The organism is Pseudomonas sp. F01002 (assembly GCF_004402115.1).
In the GTDB taxonomy this organism is placed as follows: domain Bacteria; phylum Pseudomonadota; class Gammaproteobacteria; order Pseudomonadales; family Pseudomonadaceae; genus Aquipseudomonas; species Aquipseudomonas frigoris.
The window spans coordinates 106,639-123,460 of the sequence record NZ_SOPU01000017.1 but is presented as its reverse complement, the minus strand read 5'-3'; the positions used below and the strand labels follow the sequence as shown (position 1 = coordinate 123,460).

At 58.3% G+C, this 16,822-nt stretch carries 13 protein-coding genes and 2 pseudogenes (1 of these 15 cut by a window edge); 8 read left to right on the top strand and 7 right to left on the bottom strand.

Annotated elements, in window-relative coordinates:
- Positions 1-147: 147 nt before the first annotated feature.
- The 3 genes from E3W21_RS12710 (at position 148) to ahpF (ending at position 3,499) form a co-directional block, all read left to right on the top strand.
- Complete coding sequence (locus E3W21_RS12710; RefSeq protein WP_134420136.1) at positions 148-1,092, top strand: site-specific integrase; 945 nt, start codon at positions 148-150, stop codon at positions 1,090-1,092.
- Between the two features lie 145 nt (positions 1,093-1,237).
- The gene (ahpC, locus tag E3W21_RS12705) at positions 1,238-1,801 is read left to right on the top strand and encodes an alkyl hydroperoxide reductase subunit C (protein ID WP_129444510.1); all 564 of its coding nucleotides are present in this window, start codon (positions 1,238-1,240) and stop codon (positions 1,799-1,801) included.
- 135 nt (positions 1,802-1,936) lie between these two features.
- Positions 1,937-3,499 (top strand): alkyl hydroperoxide reductase subunit F, encoded by a 1,563-nt coding sequence (ahpF, locus tag E3W21_RS12700; RefSeq protein ID WP_134420134.1) that lies wholly within the window; start codon positions 1,937-1,939, stop codon positions 3,497-3,499.
- A 177-nt stretch (positions 3,500-3,676) separates the two neighbouring features.
- Here ahpF and gloA read toward each other — a convergent pair whose 3' ends face one another.
- Complete coding sequence (gene gloA / locus E3W21_RS12695) at positions 3,677-4,198, bottom strand: lactoylglutathione lyase (protein WP_046054068.1); 522 nt, start codon at positions 4,196-4,198, stop codon at positions 3,677-3,679.
- A gap of 145 nt (positions 4,199-4,343) precedes the next feature.
- Here gloA and E3W21_RS12690 point away from each other — a divergent pair, with 145 nt between their 5' ends.
- Positions 4,344-4,868 carry a DUF4946 domain-containing protein gene (locus tag E3W21_RS12690; protein WP_134420132.1) on the top strand — a complete coding sequence of 175 codons (525 nt, stop codon included), beginning with the start codon at positions 4,344-4,346 and terminating at the stop codon, positions 4,866-4,868.
- Positions 4,869-5,043: 175 nt separating this feature from the next.
- Here the strand turns inward: E3W21_RS12690 and E3W21_RS12685 are convergent, their stop codons facing one another.
- From E3W21_RS12685 to E3W21_RS12675, 3 genes are all read right to left on the bottom strand, one after another.
- Positions 5,044-5,406 (bottom strand): histone-like nucleoid-structuring protein, MvaT/MvaU family, encoded by a 363-nt coding sequence (locus E3W21_RS12685; RefSeq protein ID WP_129444504.1) that lies wholly within the window; start codon positions 5,404-5,406, stop codon positions 5,044-5,046.
- A gap of 233 nt (positions 5,407-5,639) precedes the next feature.
- Complete coding sequence (locus tag E3W21_RS12680) at positions 5,640-7,175, bottom strand: cyclic diguanylate phosphodiesterase (protein ID WP_134420130.1); 1,536 nt, start codon at positions 7,173-7,175, stop codon at positions 5,640-5,642.
- A gap of 112 nt (positions 7,176-7,287) precedes the next feature.
- Positions 7,288-8,160: a LysR family transcriptional regulator gene (locus E3W21_RS12675; RefSeq protein ID WP_134420128.1), complete on the bottom strand. Its 873-nt coding sequence runs from the start codon at positions 8,158-8,160 to the stop codon at positions 7,288-7,290.
- Between the two features lie 79 nt (positions 8,161-8,239).
- Between E3W21_RS12675 and E3W21_RS12670 the strand changes: the two genes are divergently transcribed.
- On the top strand, positions 8,240-9,184 hold the full coding sequence (locus E3W21_RS12670) for a DMT family transporter (protein ID WP_134420126.1): 945 nt from the start codon (positions 8,240-8,242) through the stop codon (positions 9,182-9,184).
- A 252-nt stretch (positions 9,185-9,436) separates the two neighbouring features.
- The gene (hppD, locus tag E3W21_RS12665) at positions 9,437-10,513 is read left to right on the top strand and encodes a 4-hydroxyphenylpyruvate dioxygenase (RefSeq protein ID WP_046054072.1); all 1,077 of its coding nucleotides are present in this window, start codon (positions 9,437-9,439) and stop codon (positions 10,511-10,513) included.
- A 141-nt stretch (positions 10,514-10,654) separates the two neighbouring features.
- On the opposite strand, the gene rarD is transcribed toward hppD, so the two are convergent.
- From rarD to E3W21_RS12650, 3 genes are all read right to left on the bottom strand, one after another.
- A complete protein-coding gene (gene rarD, locus E3W21_RS12660; protein ID WP_134420124.1) occupies positions 10,655-11,536 on the bottom strand; it encodes an EamA family transporter RarD in 882 nt (293 codons plus the stop codon).
- 153 nt (positions 11,537-11,689) lie between these two features.
- Positions 11,690-12,697: an aldo/keto reductase gene (locus E3W21_RS12655; RefSeq protein ID WP_134420122.1), complete on the bottom strand. Its 1,008-nt coding sequence runs from the start codon at positions 12,695-12,697 to the stop codon at positions 11,690-11,692.
- A gap of 198 nt (positions 12,698-12,895) precedes the next feature.
- Complete coding sequence (locus E3W21_RS12650; protein WP_129444490.1) at positions 12,896-14,206, bottom strand: MFS transporter; 1,311 nt, start codon at positions 14,204-14,206, stop codon at positions 12,896-12,898.
- A 169-nt stretch (positions 14,207-14,375) separates the two neighbouring features.
- Between E3W21_RS12650 and E3W21_RS12645 the strand changes: the two are divergent.
- Positions 14,376-15,507: pseudogene (locus E3W21_RS12645) on the top strand (sugar diacid recognition domain-containing protein).
- Between the two features lie 269 nt (positions 15,508-15,776).
- Positions 15,777-16,822: pseudogene (locus tag E3W21_RS12635) on the top strand (glycerate kinase) (it continues 102 nt past the right edge of the window).

The following is a 16,822-nucleotide window of genomic DNA, read 5'->3' as shown; positions in this document are numbered from 1 at the left end:
TGCCACTTAAGTACGCAATGTACCACGCTAACGTAAAACTTAAAATACGTTAGGTATTCATGCGGGATATACTGGTATTACCCCGTGTGATAAGTCCTGTGGCGTGTTTTCACCCGCCAAAGCGGTACGTTTTAGAGAGTTGAGCCGATGACTGAGCTGGATCGTTACCTGCAAGCCGCCACCCGCGACAACACCCGTCGCAGTTACCGGGCGGCTATCGAGCATTTCGAAGTCAGTTGGGGCGGCTTCCTGCCAGCGACCAGCGACAGCGTCGCGCGCTACCTCGTTGCTCACGCGGGCGTGCTGTCGATCAATACCTTGAAGTTGCGTTTGTCAGCACTGGCGCAATGGCACAACAGCCAGGGATTTCCCGACCCCACCAAGGCGCCGGTAGTGCGCAAGGTCTTCAAGGGCATTCGCGCGCTACACCCGGCTCAAGAAAAACAGGCCGAGCCATTACAGCTTCAGCATCTGGAGCAAGTGGTTGCCTGGTTGGAGCAAGAAGCGCAAACCGCAAAATCTGAGCACGATCAACCTGCTCTTTTGCGGGCCAGGCGCGACAGGGCGCTGATTCTGTTGGGCTTCTGGCGCGGCTTTCGTAGCGATGAGTTGTGCCGGTTACAGATCGAGCACGTGCAAGCGGCTGCCGGCTCAGGCATCACGCTCTATTTGCCGCGAACCAAGAGTGACCGCGAAAACCTCGGCAAGACTTACCAGACGCCAGCGTTGCAGCGCCTGTGCCCGGTGCAGGCGTACATCGACTGGATCACCGAAGCCGCGCTGGTCCGTGGACCGGTATTCCGGGGCATCGACCGTTGGGGCCACCTGAGCGAGGAGGGGTTGCACGCCAACAGCGTGATCCCGTTACTGCGCCAGGCGCTTGAACGTGCCGGCATCCCGGCCGAGCACTACACCAGTCACTCCTTGCGGCGCGGCTTTGCCACTTGGGCTCATCAGAGCGGGTGGGACTTGAAGTCGTTGATGAGTTACGTGGGCTGGAAGGATATGAAGTCCGCCATGCGCTATGTTGAAGCCAGCCCGTTTCTCGGGATGACACCGCTCGCGGAAAAAACCATTGGCGCTGCTAAGTAAGTTTTCTTCTATTAATACGTTCGGCTAATAGCGAAAACCAATGAGCAGCATGAGCTTTGCCAATGAGCCATCCGGCAATCGAGTCGGTAGGATTCACGCCATCAACTTCTCAACCCAACTTTTCAACCCTGACGGAGAGTCATCGATGCCTATCATTAACAGCCAAGTTAAACCGTTCAAAGCTGACGCCTTCAAAAATGGCGACTTCGTAAAAGTGTCGGACGCTGACCTGAAAGGCAAGTGGTCTGTCGTGTTCTTCTACCCTGCCGACTTCACCTTCGTTTGCCCGACCGAACTGGAAGACCTGGCTGACAACTACGACGCGTTTCAGAAGCTGGGCGTCGAGATCTACAGCGTTTCCACCGATACCCACTTTGCTCATGCTGCCTGGCACAACACTTCGCCAGCCATCAGCAAAATCCAGTACACCATGATCGGCGACCCGACTCACGCCATCTCCCGCAACTTCGACGTGCTGATCGAAGAAGCAGGTCTGGCTGACCGTGGCACCTTCGTGATCAACCCTGAAGGCCAGATCAAAATCGTCGAACTGAACGACGGCGGTGTGGGTCGTGACGCTTCCGAGCTGCTGCGCAAAATCAAGGCTGCTCAGTACGTCGCTGCTCACCCAGGCCAGGTTTGCCCAGCCAAGTGGAAAGAAGGCGAGGCCACTCTGGCTCCGTCCCTGGACCTGGTCGGCAAGATCTAAGTCTGTGGATCGCATCATCAGGGCGGGTTTCCGCACCTAAGTAAGCTGCAACCGCCCTCAAAAACGCCCGGGCGAGATTCGCTCGGGCGTTTTTTTTCGAATTCACTCCCTATTAAAAGCATGGAAATCGCCCGTATGTTGGACGCCAATCTTAAAGCCCAGTTGAAGTCATACCTGGAACGGGTCACCCAGCCGATCGAGATCATTGCTTCCCTCGACGACGGTGCGAAATCCCAGGAAATGCTCGCTCTTCTGAAAGACGTTGCCAGTCTTTCTACCCAAATTACCTTGCTCGACAACGGTGACGATGCACGTAAACTATCGTTCTCGATCAACCGCCCGGGTGCCGATATCAGCCTGCGTTTCGCCGGCATCCCGATGGGCCACGAATTCACATCCCTGGTGCTGGCCCTGCTGCAAGTCGGCGGTCACCCTTCGAAGGCCAGCGTTGAAGTGATCGAACAGATCCGTTCGCTCAAAGGCGAGTTCAGCTTCGAGACTTACTTCTCGCTGTCCTGCCAGAACTGCCCGGACGTGGTCCAGGCATTGAACCTGATGGCCGTGCTTAACCCGAACATCCACCACGTTGCCATTGACGGCGCGCTGTTCCAGGCCGAAGTCAATGACCGTCAGATCATGGCCGTGCCAAGCATTTACCTGAACGGCGTGAACTTCGGTCAGGGTCGTATGGGCCTTGAAGAAATCCTCGCCAAGATCGACACCAGCGGGATCGAGCGTCAAGCCGAGAAGATCAGCGCCAAAGAAGCCTTTGACGTACTGGTCGTCGGCGGTGGCCCGGCCGGTGCTTCGGCCGCGATATACGCTGCCCGTAAAGGCATTCGTACCGGTGTGGCGGCTGAACGTTTTGGTGGGCAGGTGCTCGACACCATGGCCATCGAGAACTTCATCTCCGTGCAGGAAACCGAAGGGCCGAAACTGGCTGTAGCACTGGAAGAACACGTCAAGCAGTACGACGTCGACATCATGAACCTGCAACGCGCCGACAAGTTGGTGCCGGGCAAGAACGGCGAGTTGCACGAAGTCCACTTCGCCAGCGGCGCGACCCTGAAAGCCAAGACCGTGATTCTGGCGACCGGTGCGCGGTGGCGTGAAATGAACGTCCCGGGTGAGCAGCAATACCGCAACAAAGGCGTGGCGTACTGCCCGCACTGCGACGGTCCGCTGTTCAAAGGCAAGCGTGTGGCGGTGATTGGCGGCGGTAACTCCGGCGTCGAAGCGGCCATCGATCTGGCGGGCATCGTGTCCCACGTAACACTGCTGGAGTTCGACGTGCAGTTGCGCGCCGATGCGGTCTTGCAGCGCAAGTTGCACAGCCTGCCGAACGTCACTGTCATCACCAGTGCGCAAACCACTGAGGTGTTGGGCGACGGTCAGAAGGTCAACGGCCTGCGCTACAAGGATCGTCAGTCGGACGAGTTGCGTACCGTCCAGCTGGAAGGGATCTTCGTGCAGATTGGCTTGCTGCCAAACACCGATTGGCTCAAAGGCACCATCGAGTTGTCGCCTCGCGGTGAGATCATCGTCGATGCCCGCGGTGAGACTTCAATGCCGGGCGTGTTCGCTGCCGGTGACGTGACCACCGTGCCGTACAAGCAGATCGTGATTGCGGTGGGCGAGGGCGCCAAGGCTTCCTTGAGCGCATTCGATCACTTGATCCGGACCTCGGCCCCGGCATAAAACCCGACGCTGAAAACACAAAAAACCCATGAGCGATCATGGGGTTTTTTGTGTCGTGCACATTCCAAATGTGGAAGCGGGCTTGCTCGCGAATGCGGACCATCAGCCGATATCGCTGCTGAATGACACACCGCATTCGCGAGCAAGCCCGCTCCCACAGGGGATCTGCAGCGGGGCTTAAAGTGGGGCAGGTTGGATGATCTCAACCCAGTACGCATCCGGGTCTTTGATAAAGGCCAGGCTCTTCATGCGGCCATCATTCAGGCGCTTCTGGAAATCGCAGCCCAGCGCTTCGAAGCGCTCGCACGCAGCGACGATATCCGGCACCGAGATGCAGATGTGGCCAAAACCACGCGGGTCGGTGTTGCCGTTGTGGTAAGCGAAATCCGCGTCGTTCTCGGTGCCGTGGTTGTGGGTCAGTTCGAGGATGCCGGGGATCGACTTCATCCATTCAGTGCGGGCAGCAGCGTCGGCCGGGATCTGGTTTTTATCGACCAGCGCCAGGAAGTACAGGCTGAACTCGGCTTCCGGGAAGTCACGTTTTTCCACCAGCGAGAAACCCAAAATGCGCGTGTAGAAATCCAGGGACTTGGTGATGTCCTTGACCCGCAGCATGGTGTGGTTGAAGACGAACTTCTGGGTGGCGGTGTCAGGTTGGGCAGTCACGCCTGGGAAGGTGTTCAATTCGTGCAGGCTCATGGGCCCTCCGGAAAATAAGTGGGGCTAACGAATGGCGACAATGATACGCAAGGGCTCTGACATCACCAAACCCAAAGCGTCGGCTATTGCCTGACAGGCGGGCGAGGCTCAGACTTTACGGTTCAATCCGTGAGTGTTCATTGCAATGATTCGTTTCTGTAAATCTATGTTCGTCCTGATCGGCGTGCTTTCAGGTGTTAACAGCGCTCACGCAGACGCGCCAGTCATGACCTGGCCCAACGGCTGGGAAGTCGAAGCCGTCCCGCAAGATGACGCCAACACCCACGTTTCCCGCCAGCGTGCGGTGAAAAACGATCAGGGTGGCACGCCGGTGATGGTGATGGAGTTGACCATGACTCAGGTGGAAAGTGGTCATAAGGTGAATCTGCAGGGCGTATTGCTGGAGATGCGCAAGTCGGTGCAGAAGGACTTCTTTCAAGGCGGTTATCAAAGTGTCTGCAACAAGATTCATCCGACGACCTTGAGCCGCTTATCAGCGCTGGAAACAACCTGCACAATCACGCAGAACGGAAGGCATGTGCTCTCTCAAACATTGGTTGCCGCCGTGGATGCCGATAAGGCCTATGTTCTTTCCTACGCGGGGCAGGCTGAGGTTTATAAGGCAAGTCAGGATGAAATAGACGCGGCCCGTAACAGCTTGAAACTTTAGTTAATGATTTCAATGGCTGCCGGTTTCAGCGCATTCTGAAATTTTTAGATACCCAAACGGATTAAGCACAAAGTTATTCAGCAAGTAGCGAGTTGATCGACGCTAATCGTTGCATTTAGAAGGCGTCCATGAAAAAGCCCTGCATTGGCAGGGCTTTTTTTGTCACCGTGAGTGCTTAGCCACGCAGCCAGGAATCAACGGTAGCTGCACCGTATTGTTCCTTCCAGGCTTTCAGGCCGCGGTGGTTGCCACCCTTGGTTTCAATCAGTTCACCGGTGTGCGGATTCTGATAAACCTTGACCACGCGAGCGCGGCGGGTTTTAGGCGTCGGCTGTTGCAGACCGGATTTTGCCGGGTTCGGATCGAGAATGGCGATGATGTCGCGCAGGCTCTTGCCGTAGGTTTTCATCAGCCCCTGGAGCTTTTCTTCGAATTCGATTTCTTTCTTGAGCCCGGCATCATTCTTCAGGGTTTCCAGCTGCTTGAGCTGCTCTTGAAGGGCCTTTTCAGCTGCACGAAATTCAGCGAGTCTGGACAATATCTTTACTCCAATAGTGTGTTTGGCTGATACCAACCGCAAACAAAGCTATAAGCCAAGAGCCTTGAAGCGACTCGGTGATAATGGCTCACCTGCCAATCTAGCGCAGGCATGAAAAATTGTAGTAGTTAATTGGCCAAGAGTAAATCCTGTCTTTTTCTTCATGTAACAACAGTAGTCTTTTGATTCAAATGGGTGCGCGATCTCCTTGTCTCGTCGCTTAGCGTCGCTAGTTAATGGTGACTTAATGCGTTAATGAAGTCCGCGCCGGGCATCGGCCGGCCGAACAGATAACCTTGCAAGAAGTTCACGCCGTGGGCGGTCAGATAATCACTTTGCTCCACGGTTTCCACGCCTTCGGCGACGATACCCAGATCGAGCTTGGCCGAGAGTTCGATGATGGTGTCCAGAATATGCCGTGAGAGGGCGTCAACGCCGATCATGGCGACAAAACTCTGGTCGATTTTCAGAAAGTCCACATTGAACTGACGCAGGTAACCCAGGCTTGAGTGACCGGTGCCGAAGTCATCGATCGCGATCATCACGCCCAGCGCGTGAAGCTGCTCGAACAGTTGGTGGGTGATGGCCGTGGGTTCGATGAGTTCGCGCTCGGTGAGTTCCAGCACCAGGCTGACGGCACCCGGTTCGAAGGCCGCTAGGAATTGACGGCAATCCTCGACCAGTTCCAGGTCCTTGCAGTGGCTGGCGGTAATGTTGATGCCGATGTGAAAAGCGCCCTCGAAAGAGGATGAAACAGGCGCCAACCATTCGGCGGTCTGCTGCATCAATGAGCGGGTCATCGGCACGATCAGCCCGGAGTGTTCGGCAAACGGAATGAACAGCTCCGGACGCACCAGACCTTCCTTGGGATGATTCCATCGCATCAGCACCTCGGCGCCGGACCACTTCTTGTTATCGCCATGCACCACAGGTTGAAAGTACGGAATGAACTCCGCCGCCTCCAGGGCGCGCCGCATTTCATTGCTCGGTGATGACGAGCGTTTTTGCACAAAGTGCCCGATCAATCCGGAAATCACACCGAAGAAGATCAGCAAGCTGAACAGCGGCGGATACTCACTGCTCATGAAGCGCCAGGTTTCGCCTTCGGGAAACCCGGCCGTCACCGAAAAGGCGTAACGCGAGGACGCCAATTGGGTTTGCGCCACCGCAAAGGCAGGCAGGGCACCTTCATGGAATTTGCCATCGGCGGACAACCAATGGGGGCCCACTTGGAGTAGCAGCAATGTCTTGCGACCGATCAGCCGCAGTACGTTACTCAGGTGATACCCGTCCAGGGTGCTCATCGCGCCCTGTTTTTCTTTGCTAAGCCGATACACAAGCAATGCGGTATCAGGCGTGACCGGGTTGCCCTTCATCAGCAACAACGCGCCTTCGCTGTAGTCGCCGGAAACGATCGGTTCCTGAACTTCACCGAACAAAGAGCTGCAGTAAATGGTGTTGTCCCACACCAGATTGGTCGAGCGCACGAACGGCCGGCGGGTGACCTGTTCGCGCAAGGCCAGTTTGACGTCGTTGCAGTTTTGGCCGGCCAGCGGCAGAAGCTCCCGAGCGGCCTGGGCGGTGTTGTCGAGCATCAATTCGAATTGGCGAATGGCTTCTTCGGCCGTCTGTTCAGTGCTTTGCTTGAGCGCACGCTCAGCTTGCATATAAAGAATGGCAAATCCCAACAGCACCGGGAGTAATCCGCTCAGTAGCGTCACAGCCATCCTGATACCGCGTTTGCGGCGGGTTTTGACGTTCAGTGGCATTTGCGAAACCTGTCACGATGAAGTAGGGCTCTCAAATGCTGGCAGGACGGGACGCCTTCCAAAAAGAGTTCAGGTAGAGGCCATGATAGTTGGCCCTCGGTGTGTGTGCCGCTCAACGGTAATTCAGGCGTTCGGCCAGTTTGATAAAAGCCAGCGCCGCAGGGGATGACTGGCGCTGGTCGAGTACCGCCAGACCAACCTGACGGATGACCGGTGGCGATAGCGGTTTTTTCACGTAGCGACTGTCGCGGTCGTCGGGTAATGAGCTTTCGGCGACAACCGTCAGCGCGTCGCCTCGGCCAACGGTGTCCAGCGTGCTCAGTAGTTGCGAGCAGCGATAACGGATGTTCGGAGTTAGCCGGGCGGCACTGAACAGTCGCGACACCAGTTCCGAGGAACCGGCCTCGGTCAAGACAAAGGGGTCGTTGCACAAATCGCTCAGGGTCAGGCTGTCGCGACGGGCCAGCGGATGATCGACGGGTAGCAGCGCGACCATTTGGTCTTCGATCAGCGCAAAGGTGTCGAACCGCTCCTCGGGCAACACCACGAAGCCGACATCGATACGCCGTTCCTCCAGCCACTGGATCACCTGCCGGTCCGGGCCTTCGTCAATGTGGACCTCGATGCCCGGGTGAGCCGCGCGGTAGTGCTGCAGGATCAGCGGCAGCAGTTTGATCGATGAGGTCGGGCCGAACGAGCCGATACGCAACGTGCCGCGTTTCATTCCGCGAGCATCGGCTGCTTCCTGGCACAAGGTGTTGGCCAGGCCCAGCATGGCTCGGGCGCGCAGCAAAAGCTGTTGGCCGATGTCGCTGAGTTCGACCTGGGACTGATGTCGGCGCAGCAGCTCGACGCCCAATTCCTGTTCCAGCGACTTGAGGGCGTGAGAGACCGCGGATTGGGAAATCCCCAAGCGATTGGCTGCCGCCGTAAAACCGTGAAGCTCGGCGACCAGAGAAAAAATCTCCAATTGGGTCAGGGTCATGAGTGTTTACTCATTTTACGATGAGAAGGTATTAATCGAATGATACGTCATCTCCCCCGATTTCTCATTCTGGAAACCTATGACAACTTGTGAGCAGAGCCTGTCCAACCCTTCGGGTGTGCCGGTTTATCTGAAACTGGCGGCAGTCAGCATGATCTGGGGCGGCACCTTTGTCGCCGGGCGGTTTCTGGCCGACAGCCTCAGCCCCTTGTTTGCCGCCAGCCTGCGATTCTTGCTGGCCAGTGTGGCGCTGCTGGTGTTTCTGCTACTGGCTCGCGTGCCTCTTGCAAGGCCCAGCCCCAGGCAATGGCTGCAATTGGCGCTGCTGGGTTTTTTCGGAATCTTTTTCTACAACCTGTGCTTCTTTTATGGGCTGCACTACATCAATGCTTCACGGGCGTCATTGATCGTGGCGTTGAACCCTGCCGTGATCGGGCTGGCGTCATGGCTGCTATTTAAGGAGCGCTTGAGCCGAGCGAAAGTCATCGGAATTGCGATCTGTATTGCCGGGGCGAGCCTGGTAATCATCAGCCGTAACCCACAACTATTGGCCAGCAACCCCGATGCCTGGATCGGCGATCTGTTGATCTTCGGCTGCGTGCTCGGCTGGGGCGTTTATTCGCTGCTCTCCAAAGATCTGAACCAGACGCTAGGCCCGGTGCAAACAGTGACGTACTCGATTCTGTTGGGCACGTTGATGTTGTGGATGACCAGTGCTGTTCGCGGTGAGTTGAGTGTGGCTGCACTCGTCAATCTCGGTCCGCCACAGTGGTTGAGCTTGATGTACCTTGGCGTATTGGGCTCGGCGCTGGCCTATATCGGCTATTACGACGGTATTCGCAAAATCGGCGCGACGCGTTCAGGCGTGTTCATCGCCCTCAACCCGCTGACCGCGGTGATCCTCGGTGCGCTGTTGTTAGGCGAGCAGTTGACCCTGGCGATGTGCCTGGGGGGAGGGCTGATCCTCGCGGGGATTTTCCTGTGCAACAAACCCCTTTCGCGCGCAGGGAAAAAGGGGATTTGATAGAGAAGGCGGACAAACCTATTTACGCTGTGTAGAATCGGGTTACGCATATAAGAATAATCGTCTTCTGGCAGCAGAAGCCTCGCCCGCAAGAGCCTTGGGTCGACAATGAAGAGTTTCGGGTTTCAATTGATCTATGGTGACTTCCTCGCCCGCAGCGTGCGGGGCATCTCCTGCGCGCCACCCGCCGGTCTCAGCATTGCTAGCAACTAACGATCCGTTAATTGACAAGAAAATGATGAGGCGCCAACCATGGCAGATTTATACGAAAACCCAATGGGCCTGATGGGCTTTGAATTCATCGAATTCGCATCGCCGACCCCGAACACCCTGGAGCCGATCTTCGAGATCATGGGCTTCACCAAGGTCGCGACCCACCGTTCCAAAGACGTGCACCTGTATCGCCAGGGCCAGATCAACCTGATCCTCAACAACGAACCGCACAGCGTCGCTTCGTACTTCGCGGCCGAGCACGGTCCGTCGGTGTGCGGCATGGCGTTCCGCGTCAAGAATGCCCAGCAGGCGTTTGCCCGGGCCCTGGAACTGGGCGCACAGCCGATTCACATCGAAACCGGCCCGATGGAACTGAACCTGCCCGCGATCAAAGGCATCGGCGGTGCGCCGCTGTACCTGATCGACCGTTTTGGTGAAGGCAGCTCGATCTACGACATCGACTTCGTATTCATCGAAGGCGTTGACCGCAACCCGGTCGGGGCTGGCCTGAAGATCATCGACCACCTGACCCACAACGTGTATCGCGGTCGCATGGCCTACTGGGCCAACTTCTACGAGAAGCTGTTCAACTTCCGCGAGATCCGTTACTTCGACATCAAGGGCGAATACACCGGCCTGACCTCCAAGGCCATGACCGCGCCGGACGGCATGATCCGTATCCCGCTGAACGAAGAATCGTCCAAGGGCGCCGGGCAGATCGAAGAGTTCCTGATGCAGTTCAACGGCGAGGGCATCCAGCACGTTGCCTTCCTGTCCGATGACCTGATCAAGACCTGGGATCACCTGAAAAGCATCGGCATGCGCTTCATGACCGCGCCGCCGGAAACCTATTACGAAATGCTCGAAGGCCGTTTGCCGAACCACGGTGAGCCGGTTGATCAACTGCAATCGCGCGGCATTCTGCTGGACGGTTCGTCCGAGTCGGGCGACAAGCGTCTGCTGTTGCAAATCTTCTCGGAAACCCTGATGGGCCCGGTGTTCTTCGAATTCATCCAGCGTAAAGGCGACGATGGTTTCGGCGAAGGCAACTTCAAGGCGCTGTTCGAATCCATCGAGCGCGACCAGGTTCGTCGTGGCGTGCTCTCCACCGACTAAACCGTTTCAGATGTAAAAAAGCCCGGTCAGCAGCAATGCTGGCCGGGCTTTTTAAGTTCAAAAGATCGCAGCCTTCGGCAGCTCCTACAGGGATATTGTGTTCACACTGTAGGAGCTGCCGAAGGCTGCGATCTTTTGCTTTTAAGGGCGTCGATGTCGCATCAAATGCTTGAACCCTTCAAATACCAACACCACAACAGCCAACCAAATCGGGATGTACGTCAGCCACTCACCGGCCTTGATGCTTTCCCCCAGCAGCAACGCAACGCCGAGCAACAGCACCGGCTCGACGTAACTCAACAACCCGAACAGGCTGAACGGCAGCAGTCGGCTGGCGATGATGTAAACCACCAGCGCCGAAGCACTGATCACCCCGAGTAACGGGATCAGCAGTGACAGCCACGGGTGCTGATCGAACACGGCGAAACCCTGTTCACCGCCCTGAACGAACCAGAACGCCACGGGCAACATCAACGCCATGTCCATCCACAAACCGCCGAGGTTGTCGGTCGCCAGTCGCTTGCGCAGGATGAAGTAGAGCGGATAACCGATGACGACCAGCAAGGTCGCCCAGGAAAAGCCGCCGACCTGATACAGCTCGTTGAGCACGCCGAGGGAAGCAAAAAACACGGCAACCTTTTGCAGGTAAGACAGTCGCTCGCCATAGGCGACCCGCCCGGTCAGCACCATGGACAGCGGCAACAGGAAGTAGCCCAGGGACACATCGAGGCTATAGCCATTGAGCGGCGCCCACATGAACAGCCAGAGTTGCAGGCCCAGCAAAGTCGCGGAAACGATCAGGCCGGCGAGCAGTTTTGGTTGGCCAACCAGCCGCCGAAAAAGGGCGACTACGCGTTTCCATTCACCGGAAACCACCATGAACACGGTCATGCATGGCAGGGTCAGCAGCATTCGCCAACCGAAGATTTCCACGCCGCTCAAAGGCGTGAGCAGCGAGGTGTAGTAATACATGACGGCAAACAGCACCGAGGCTGAAACCGATAGAGCGATACCTTTAGACAAACTGTCCTCGCGAAGTTGAACGTGAAACGGGCGCAGAGGATACGTGGTTCGGCCGGAGAATGTGTCGCCAGATAAAAGATCGCAGCCTTCGGCAGCTCCTACTGGGGTACACCGATCTAGGTAGGAGCTGGCGAAGCCTGCGATCTTTTGCTGTTAGCGCGGTTTGCGCCCCGACACAAAGTGGCTCACATCATTAAACCCCGGCGTCGACGCATGCCCAGGCACAACCAGCGAATCAATAAACGCTTCATCCTCGGCCGTAATCTTCACCGCCTGCGCCTTGGCGTAGGCATCCCACTGTTCTTCGGTACGCGGTCCAACGATGGCCGAAGTCACGGCGCTATTGTTCAGCACCCAGGCGATGGCGAATTCGACGATGCCCACGCCGCGACCCTGGGTGTACTGCTGGATCTGCTGAGCAATGCGCAGGGATTCGACGCGCCATTCGGTTTCCAGAATGCGTTTATCTGCGCGGCCGGCGCGGCTGTTGGCATCCGGCTTCACGTCCGGCGCGTATTTACCGCTGAGCACACCGCGCGCCAGTGGGCTGTAAGGCACCACGCCCAGTCCATAGTTTTGCGCGGCGGTGATCTGCTCGGTTTCCGCCTGACGGTTGACGATGTTGTACAGCGGCTGACTGATCACCGGCCGGTCGACGCCCAGTTGATCGGCCACCCGAATCACCTCGGCGATGCGCCAGCCACGGTAGTTCGACAAACCCCAATAGCGAATCTTGCCCTGGCGGATCAGATCGCCAATCGCCGACACCGTGACTTCCAGCGGCGTGTTGTGGTCTTCGCGGTGCAGGTAATAGATGTCGAGATAATCGGTGCTCAGGCGCGTCAGGCTGGCATCGACGCCATTAAAGATGTGCTTGCGGCTCAAACCGCTGCGGTTCGGAACGCCGTCCAGCGGGCCGAAACCGACCTTGGTCGCCAGCACCCATTCGTGGCGGTTACCGGCAATCGCTTCGCCGACGATCTCTTCGGAGCGGCCGTTGGTGTAGACGTCTGCGGTGTCGATGAAATTGATGCCCTGGTCCCAGGCCTTGTCGATGATCCGCAGGGAATCTTCGGTGCTGGTCTGTTCGCCGAACATCATGGTGCCCAAGGTCAGGGTGGAAACCTGTAAACCCGAATGACCCAGCGTGCGATAGCTCATGACGAAATCCTTTTACCGGTGGGAGAAAGGCTCAATCAAATACCAGAACGACCGTCCAGAGCAAACGCAAATCTAAAACACCCTCAGATCAAATGTGGGAGCGAGCTTGCTCGCGAAAGCGGTGTGCCAGGCAACCTTGATGCCGACTGGCACTCCCTTTTCGCGAGCAGGCTCGCTCCCACAGGGGATCTTCGGTGATCAGACGCGAAGCGTACGGGTCATGCGCAACGCCAGCAAACTCCCGCACACAATCACGCCCGCCAGCAGGTAAAGCGCGGCATCGGTCGACCCGGTGCTGTCCTTGACCCAACCCACCAGATACGGACTCAGGAACCCGGCCATCTGCCCCATGGAGTTGATCAACGCCAAACCACCCGCCGCAGCGCCCGCGCTCAGCAACGCGGTAGGCACCGGCCAGAACATCGGCAAACCGGTGAGGGCGCCCATGGTGGCGATGGTCAGGCCGAGGATAGCAATGGCCGGCGTAGTCGCAAAATTCACAGCGATCAGCAAACCGACCGCACCCATGAGCATCGGCACCACCAAGTGCCAGCGGCGTTCTTTGCGCAGGTCCGCCGAGCGGCCGACCATCAGCATGAACAGCGCCGCCAGCAGGTACGGAATCGCGCTGAGCCAGCCAATCACCAGGTTATCGCTGAAGCCCAGGTTTTTGATGATCGACGGCAGCCAGAAGTTGATCGCGTAGACGCCGCTCTGGATGCAGAAATAGATCAGACCGAAGGCCCAGATCGCTGGGTTTTTGAACACGGCCAGCAACGAGTCGGTGGTGGTTTTCGGTTTGTTGGCCAGGTCTTCTGCGTGGTCGGCTTCCAGCACGGAGCGCTCGAACGGCGTGAGCCATTTGGCGTTGGCGTAACTGTCGCTGAGCAGGAAGTAGGCGAGGGCGCCGAGGATCATCGTCGGAATGCCTTGCAGCAGGAACATCCACTGCCAGCCCGCCAAACCTGCCTGGCCTGCGCCGAAGTGGTTGAGAATCCAGCCGGAAAACGGGCTGCCGAGCAGGCCGGACACCGGGATCGCCGACATGAACAGCGCCATGATGCGGCCCCGGCGGAAGGTCGGAAACCACTGCGAGAGATAAAGCACCACGCCCGGGAAGAACCCGGCTTCGGCCGCGCCGGTGAACAGGCGCAAGGTGTAGAACTCGGTCGGTGTGGTGACGAACAGCAGGCAGGTCGACAGCGAGCCCCAGACGATCATCATCAGCGCGATCCAGCGGCGCGGGCCGAATTTGGTCAGGGCCAGGTTGCTGGGGACGCCGCACAACACGTAGCCGATAAAGAAGATCCCGGCCCCGAGGCCGTACACGGTTTCACTGAATTTCAGTGCGTCGAGCATCTGCAGCTTGGCAAATCCAACGTTCACCCGGTCGAGGTAGTTGAACAGGTAGCAGATGAAGATGAAGGGGATCAAACGCAGGGTAATGCGTTTGTAGACGGCGTTTTTCTCGTCAACGATGGCCTGGGTAGCGGCGGCGCTCTGTGACATGGCGGGCTCTCTCTTTATTATGATTTTTTGCGATGCAAGGGTAACGTTGACCGCCCAGTGAGTCTCGGCCACCGCTTGGGTCATTGTCTTTGTGCCTGAGCACAGGGTTTGCAACCAAGGCCTGTGCGGGTGAACAATCCGCTCCATCACGCTTTCAAGGATCACCGCTATGTTCGAACTCGATCACGACCTGGCCCAGGACATCGTCGACCGGGCGATGGCCATCCTGCCGTACAACGTCAACGTCATGGACAGCCAGGGCCTGATACTCGGCAGCGGCGAACCGGGGCGGGTCAACACCCGCCATGAAGGCGCGCAACTGGTGCTGGCCAACGGGCGGGTGGTGGAGATCGACGCCCAAACGGCGATTCATCTGAAAGGCGTGCAGCCGGGCATCAACCTGCCGCTGTTGCTCGATCAGCGCTTGATTGGCGTGCTGGGCATCACCGGTGAACCCGAGCAATTGCGCACCTATGCCGAACTGGTGCGGATGACCGCCGAGATGCTGGTCGGCCAGCGCAATCAGCAGGCCGAACAGCAATGGCGGCGCCAGCGATGCGACGATCTGCTGGCATTGCTGCTCAGCGAGGCCGGGGATTCGCCGCGGTTGATCGACGAAGCGCAACAACTGGGGCTCAAGCCGCAGATGACGCGGGTGCCGTATCTGTTCGAGTTAGGGATGGAACACGGTCCGGGGCAAACCGTCGAGGCGCTCAGCGCCTGGTTGATCTCACGCTACCCGGACAGTTGGTGCGTGAGTTCGGCCAAGTCCTCGTTGCTCTGGTGCCGACCGGCGGCGCAGGCGATCGAGAATGACCGGCTGCTGGAAAAACTCGACGGGCTCGGCTGGAACATTCTGCGCATTGCCGTGGGCGGGCAGGCCGATGGATTGTCCGGGCTGCGTCGTTGCTATCGACGCGTCGGCGACTTGCTGGCCTATGGGCGCGATGTGTTGCCGCACTCCCGTTTGCTGACGCTCAACCGTTACCGGTTGCCGGTGATGCTCTGGCGGCACCGCAACGACGACGCGCTGGACGAGTTGCTCAAACCGCTGCGTAAAGTCATCGCCAAGGATGGCAACGGCCAACTGCTGGCGACCCTGCGCTGCTGGTGCGATCACGATGGTCAGAGCCAGGCGTGTGCCGATGCGCTGGGCATCCACCGCAATAGCCTGCGTTATCGGATGGAGCGGATTGCCGAGCTNCAGTGGTGTTGACCCGTTAAGGCTGGATGGAATGCTTGCGCTTTATCTCGGCGTCCAGCTCCTTCCCCAAACCGAACTCCCCAACACTAATCCGTAGCAGCTGCCGAGCCTGCGAGGCTGCGTTCGGCTGCGCAGCAGTCGTGAAATCATGCGCCGCGGAGCATCAGGTAAACCGTGCTTGCAGAATTTACGACTGCTTCGCAGCCGAACGCAGCCTCGCGCAGCTCGGCANGCTGCTACAACGAACGGTGTGGAGGGAGGTTTTGTGGAAATGAACAATAATCGTCTTGGCCGCTTGTGCAGCGGACCGGCGTTATTGTTCTTGCCTGCTGGCAGCATGGAACGCATTGGAACTGGAGAATTCGCATGAAAATCGTCATCGCCCCCGATTCGTTCAAGGACAGCCTGAGTGCCCAGGGTGTGGCTGATGCCATTGCTCTGGGGTTGGCGCAGGTTTGGCCCGATGCGCTCCTGGTCAAATGCCCGATGGCTGACGGCGGGGAGGGGACCGTCGAGTCTATTCTGGCGGCGTGCGAGGGCGAACTTCGCCGCACCCATGTCCGTGGGCCGCTCGGCGCAATGGTTGAGGCCGCTTGGGGCTGGTTGCCCCAGAGCCACACTGCGATCATCGAAATGGCCGAGGCCAGTGGCCTGCAACTGGTTCCGCCGGGCAAGCGTGACGCCTGCATCAGCAGTACGTTCGGCACCGGCGAGTTGATCCGCGCGGCGCTCGATGCCGGGGCGCAACGGGTGATTCTGGCGATTGGCGGCAGCGCCACCAACGACGGCGGGGCGGGGGCGATGCAAGCCTTGGGCGTCAAGCTGCTGGACGCCCAGGGCCAAATACTGGCACCGGGCGGCTTGGCCCTCGCGCAACTAGCGCGAATCGACATGAGTGGAATCGACCCGCGACTGGCCGAAGTGCAATTCGACATCGCCGCCGACGTCAACAATCCACTGTGCGGACCTCACGGTGCCTCAGCGATTTTCGGCCCGCAAAAAGGGGCATCACCCGAGCAAGTCGAGCAACTGGATCGAGCGCTCGGGCACTTTGCCGAACGGTGCGCTCAGATCCTGAACAAAGACGTACGTGACGAACCGGGCAGCGGTGCGGCAGGCGGCCTGGGGTTTGCCGCCAAGGCGTTTCTGGGGGCGCAGTTCAAGGCCGGGGTCGAAGTGGTCGCCGAACTGGTCGGCCTGGACGATGCGGTAAAGGGCGCCGACCTGGTGATCACCGGTGAAGGCCGTTTCGACGCTCAGACCCTGCGCGGCAAGACGCCGTTTGGTGTGGCGCGTATTGCTCGGCAGCATGGCGTGCCGGTGATCGTCATCGCCGGGACACTGGGCGAGGGTTATCAAGCACTGTACGAACATGGCATCGATGCCGCGTTTGCCTTGGCCAGCGGGCCAAT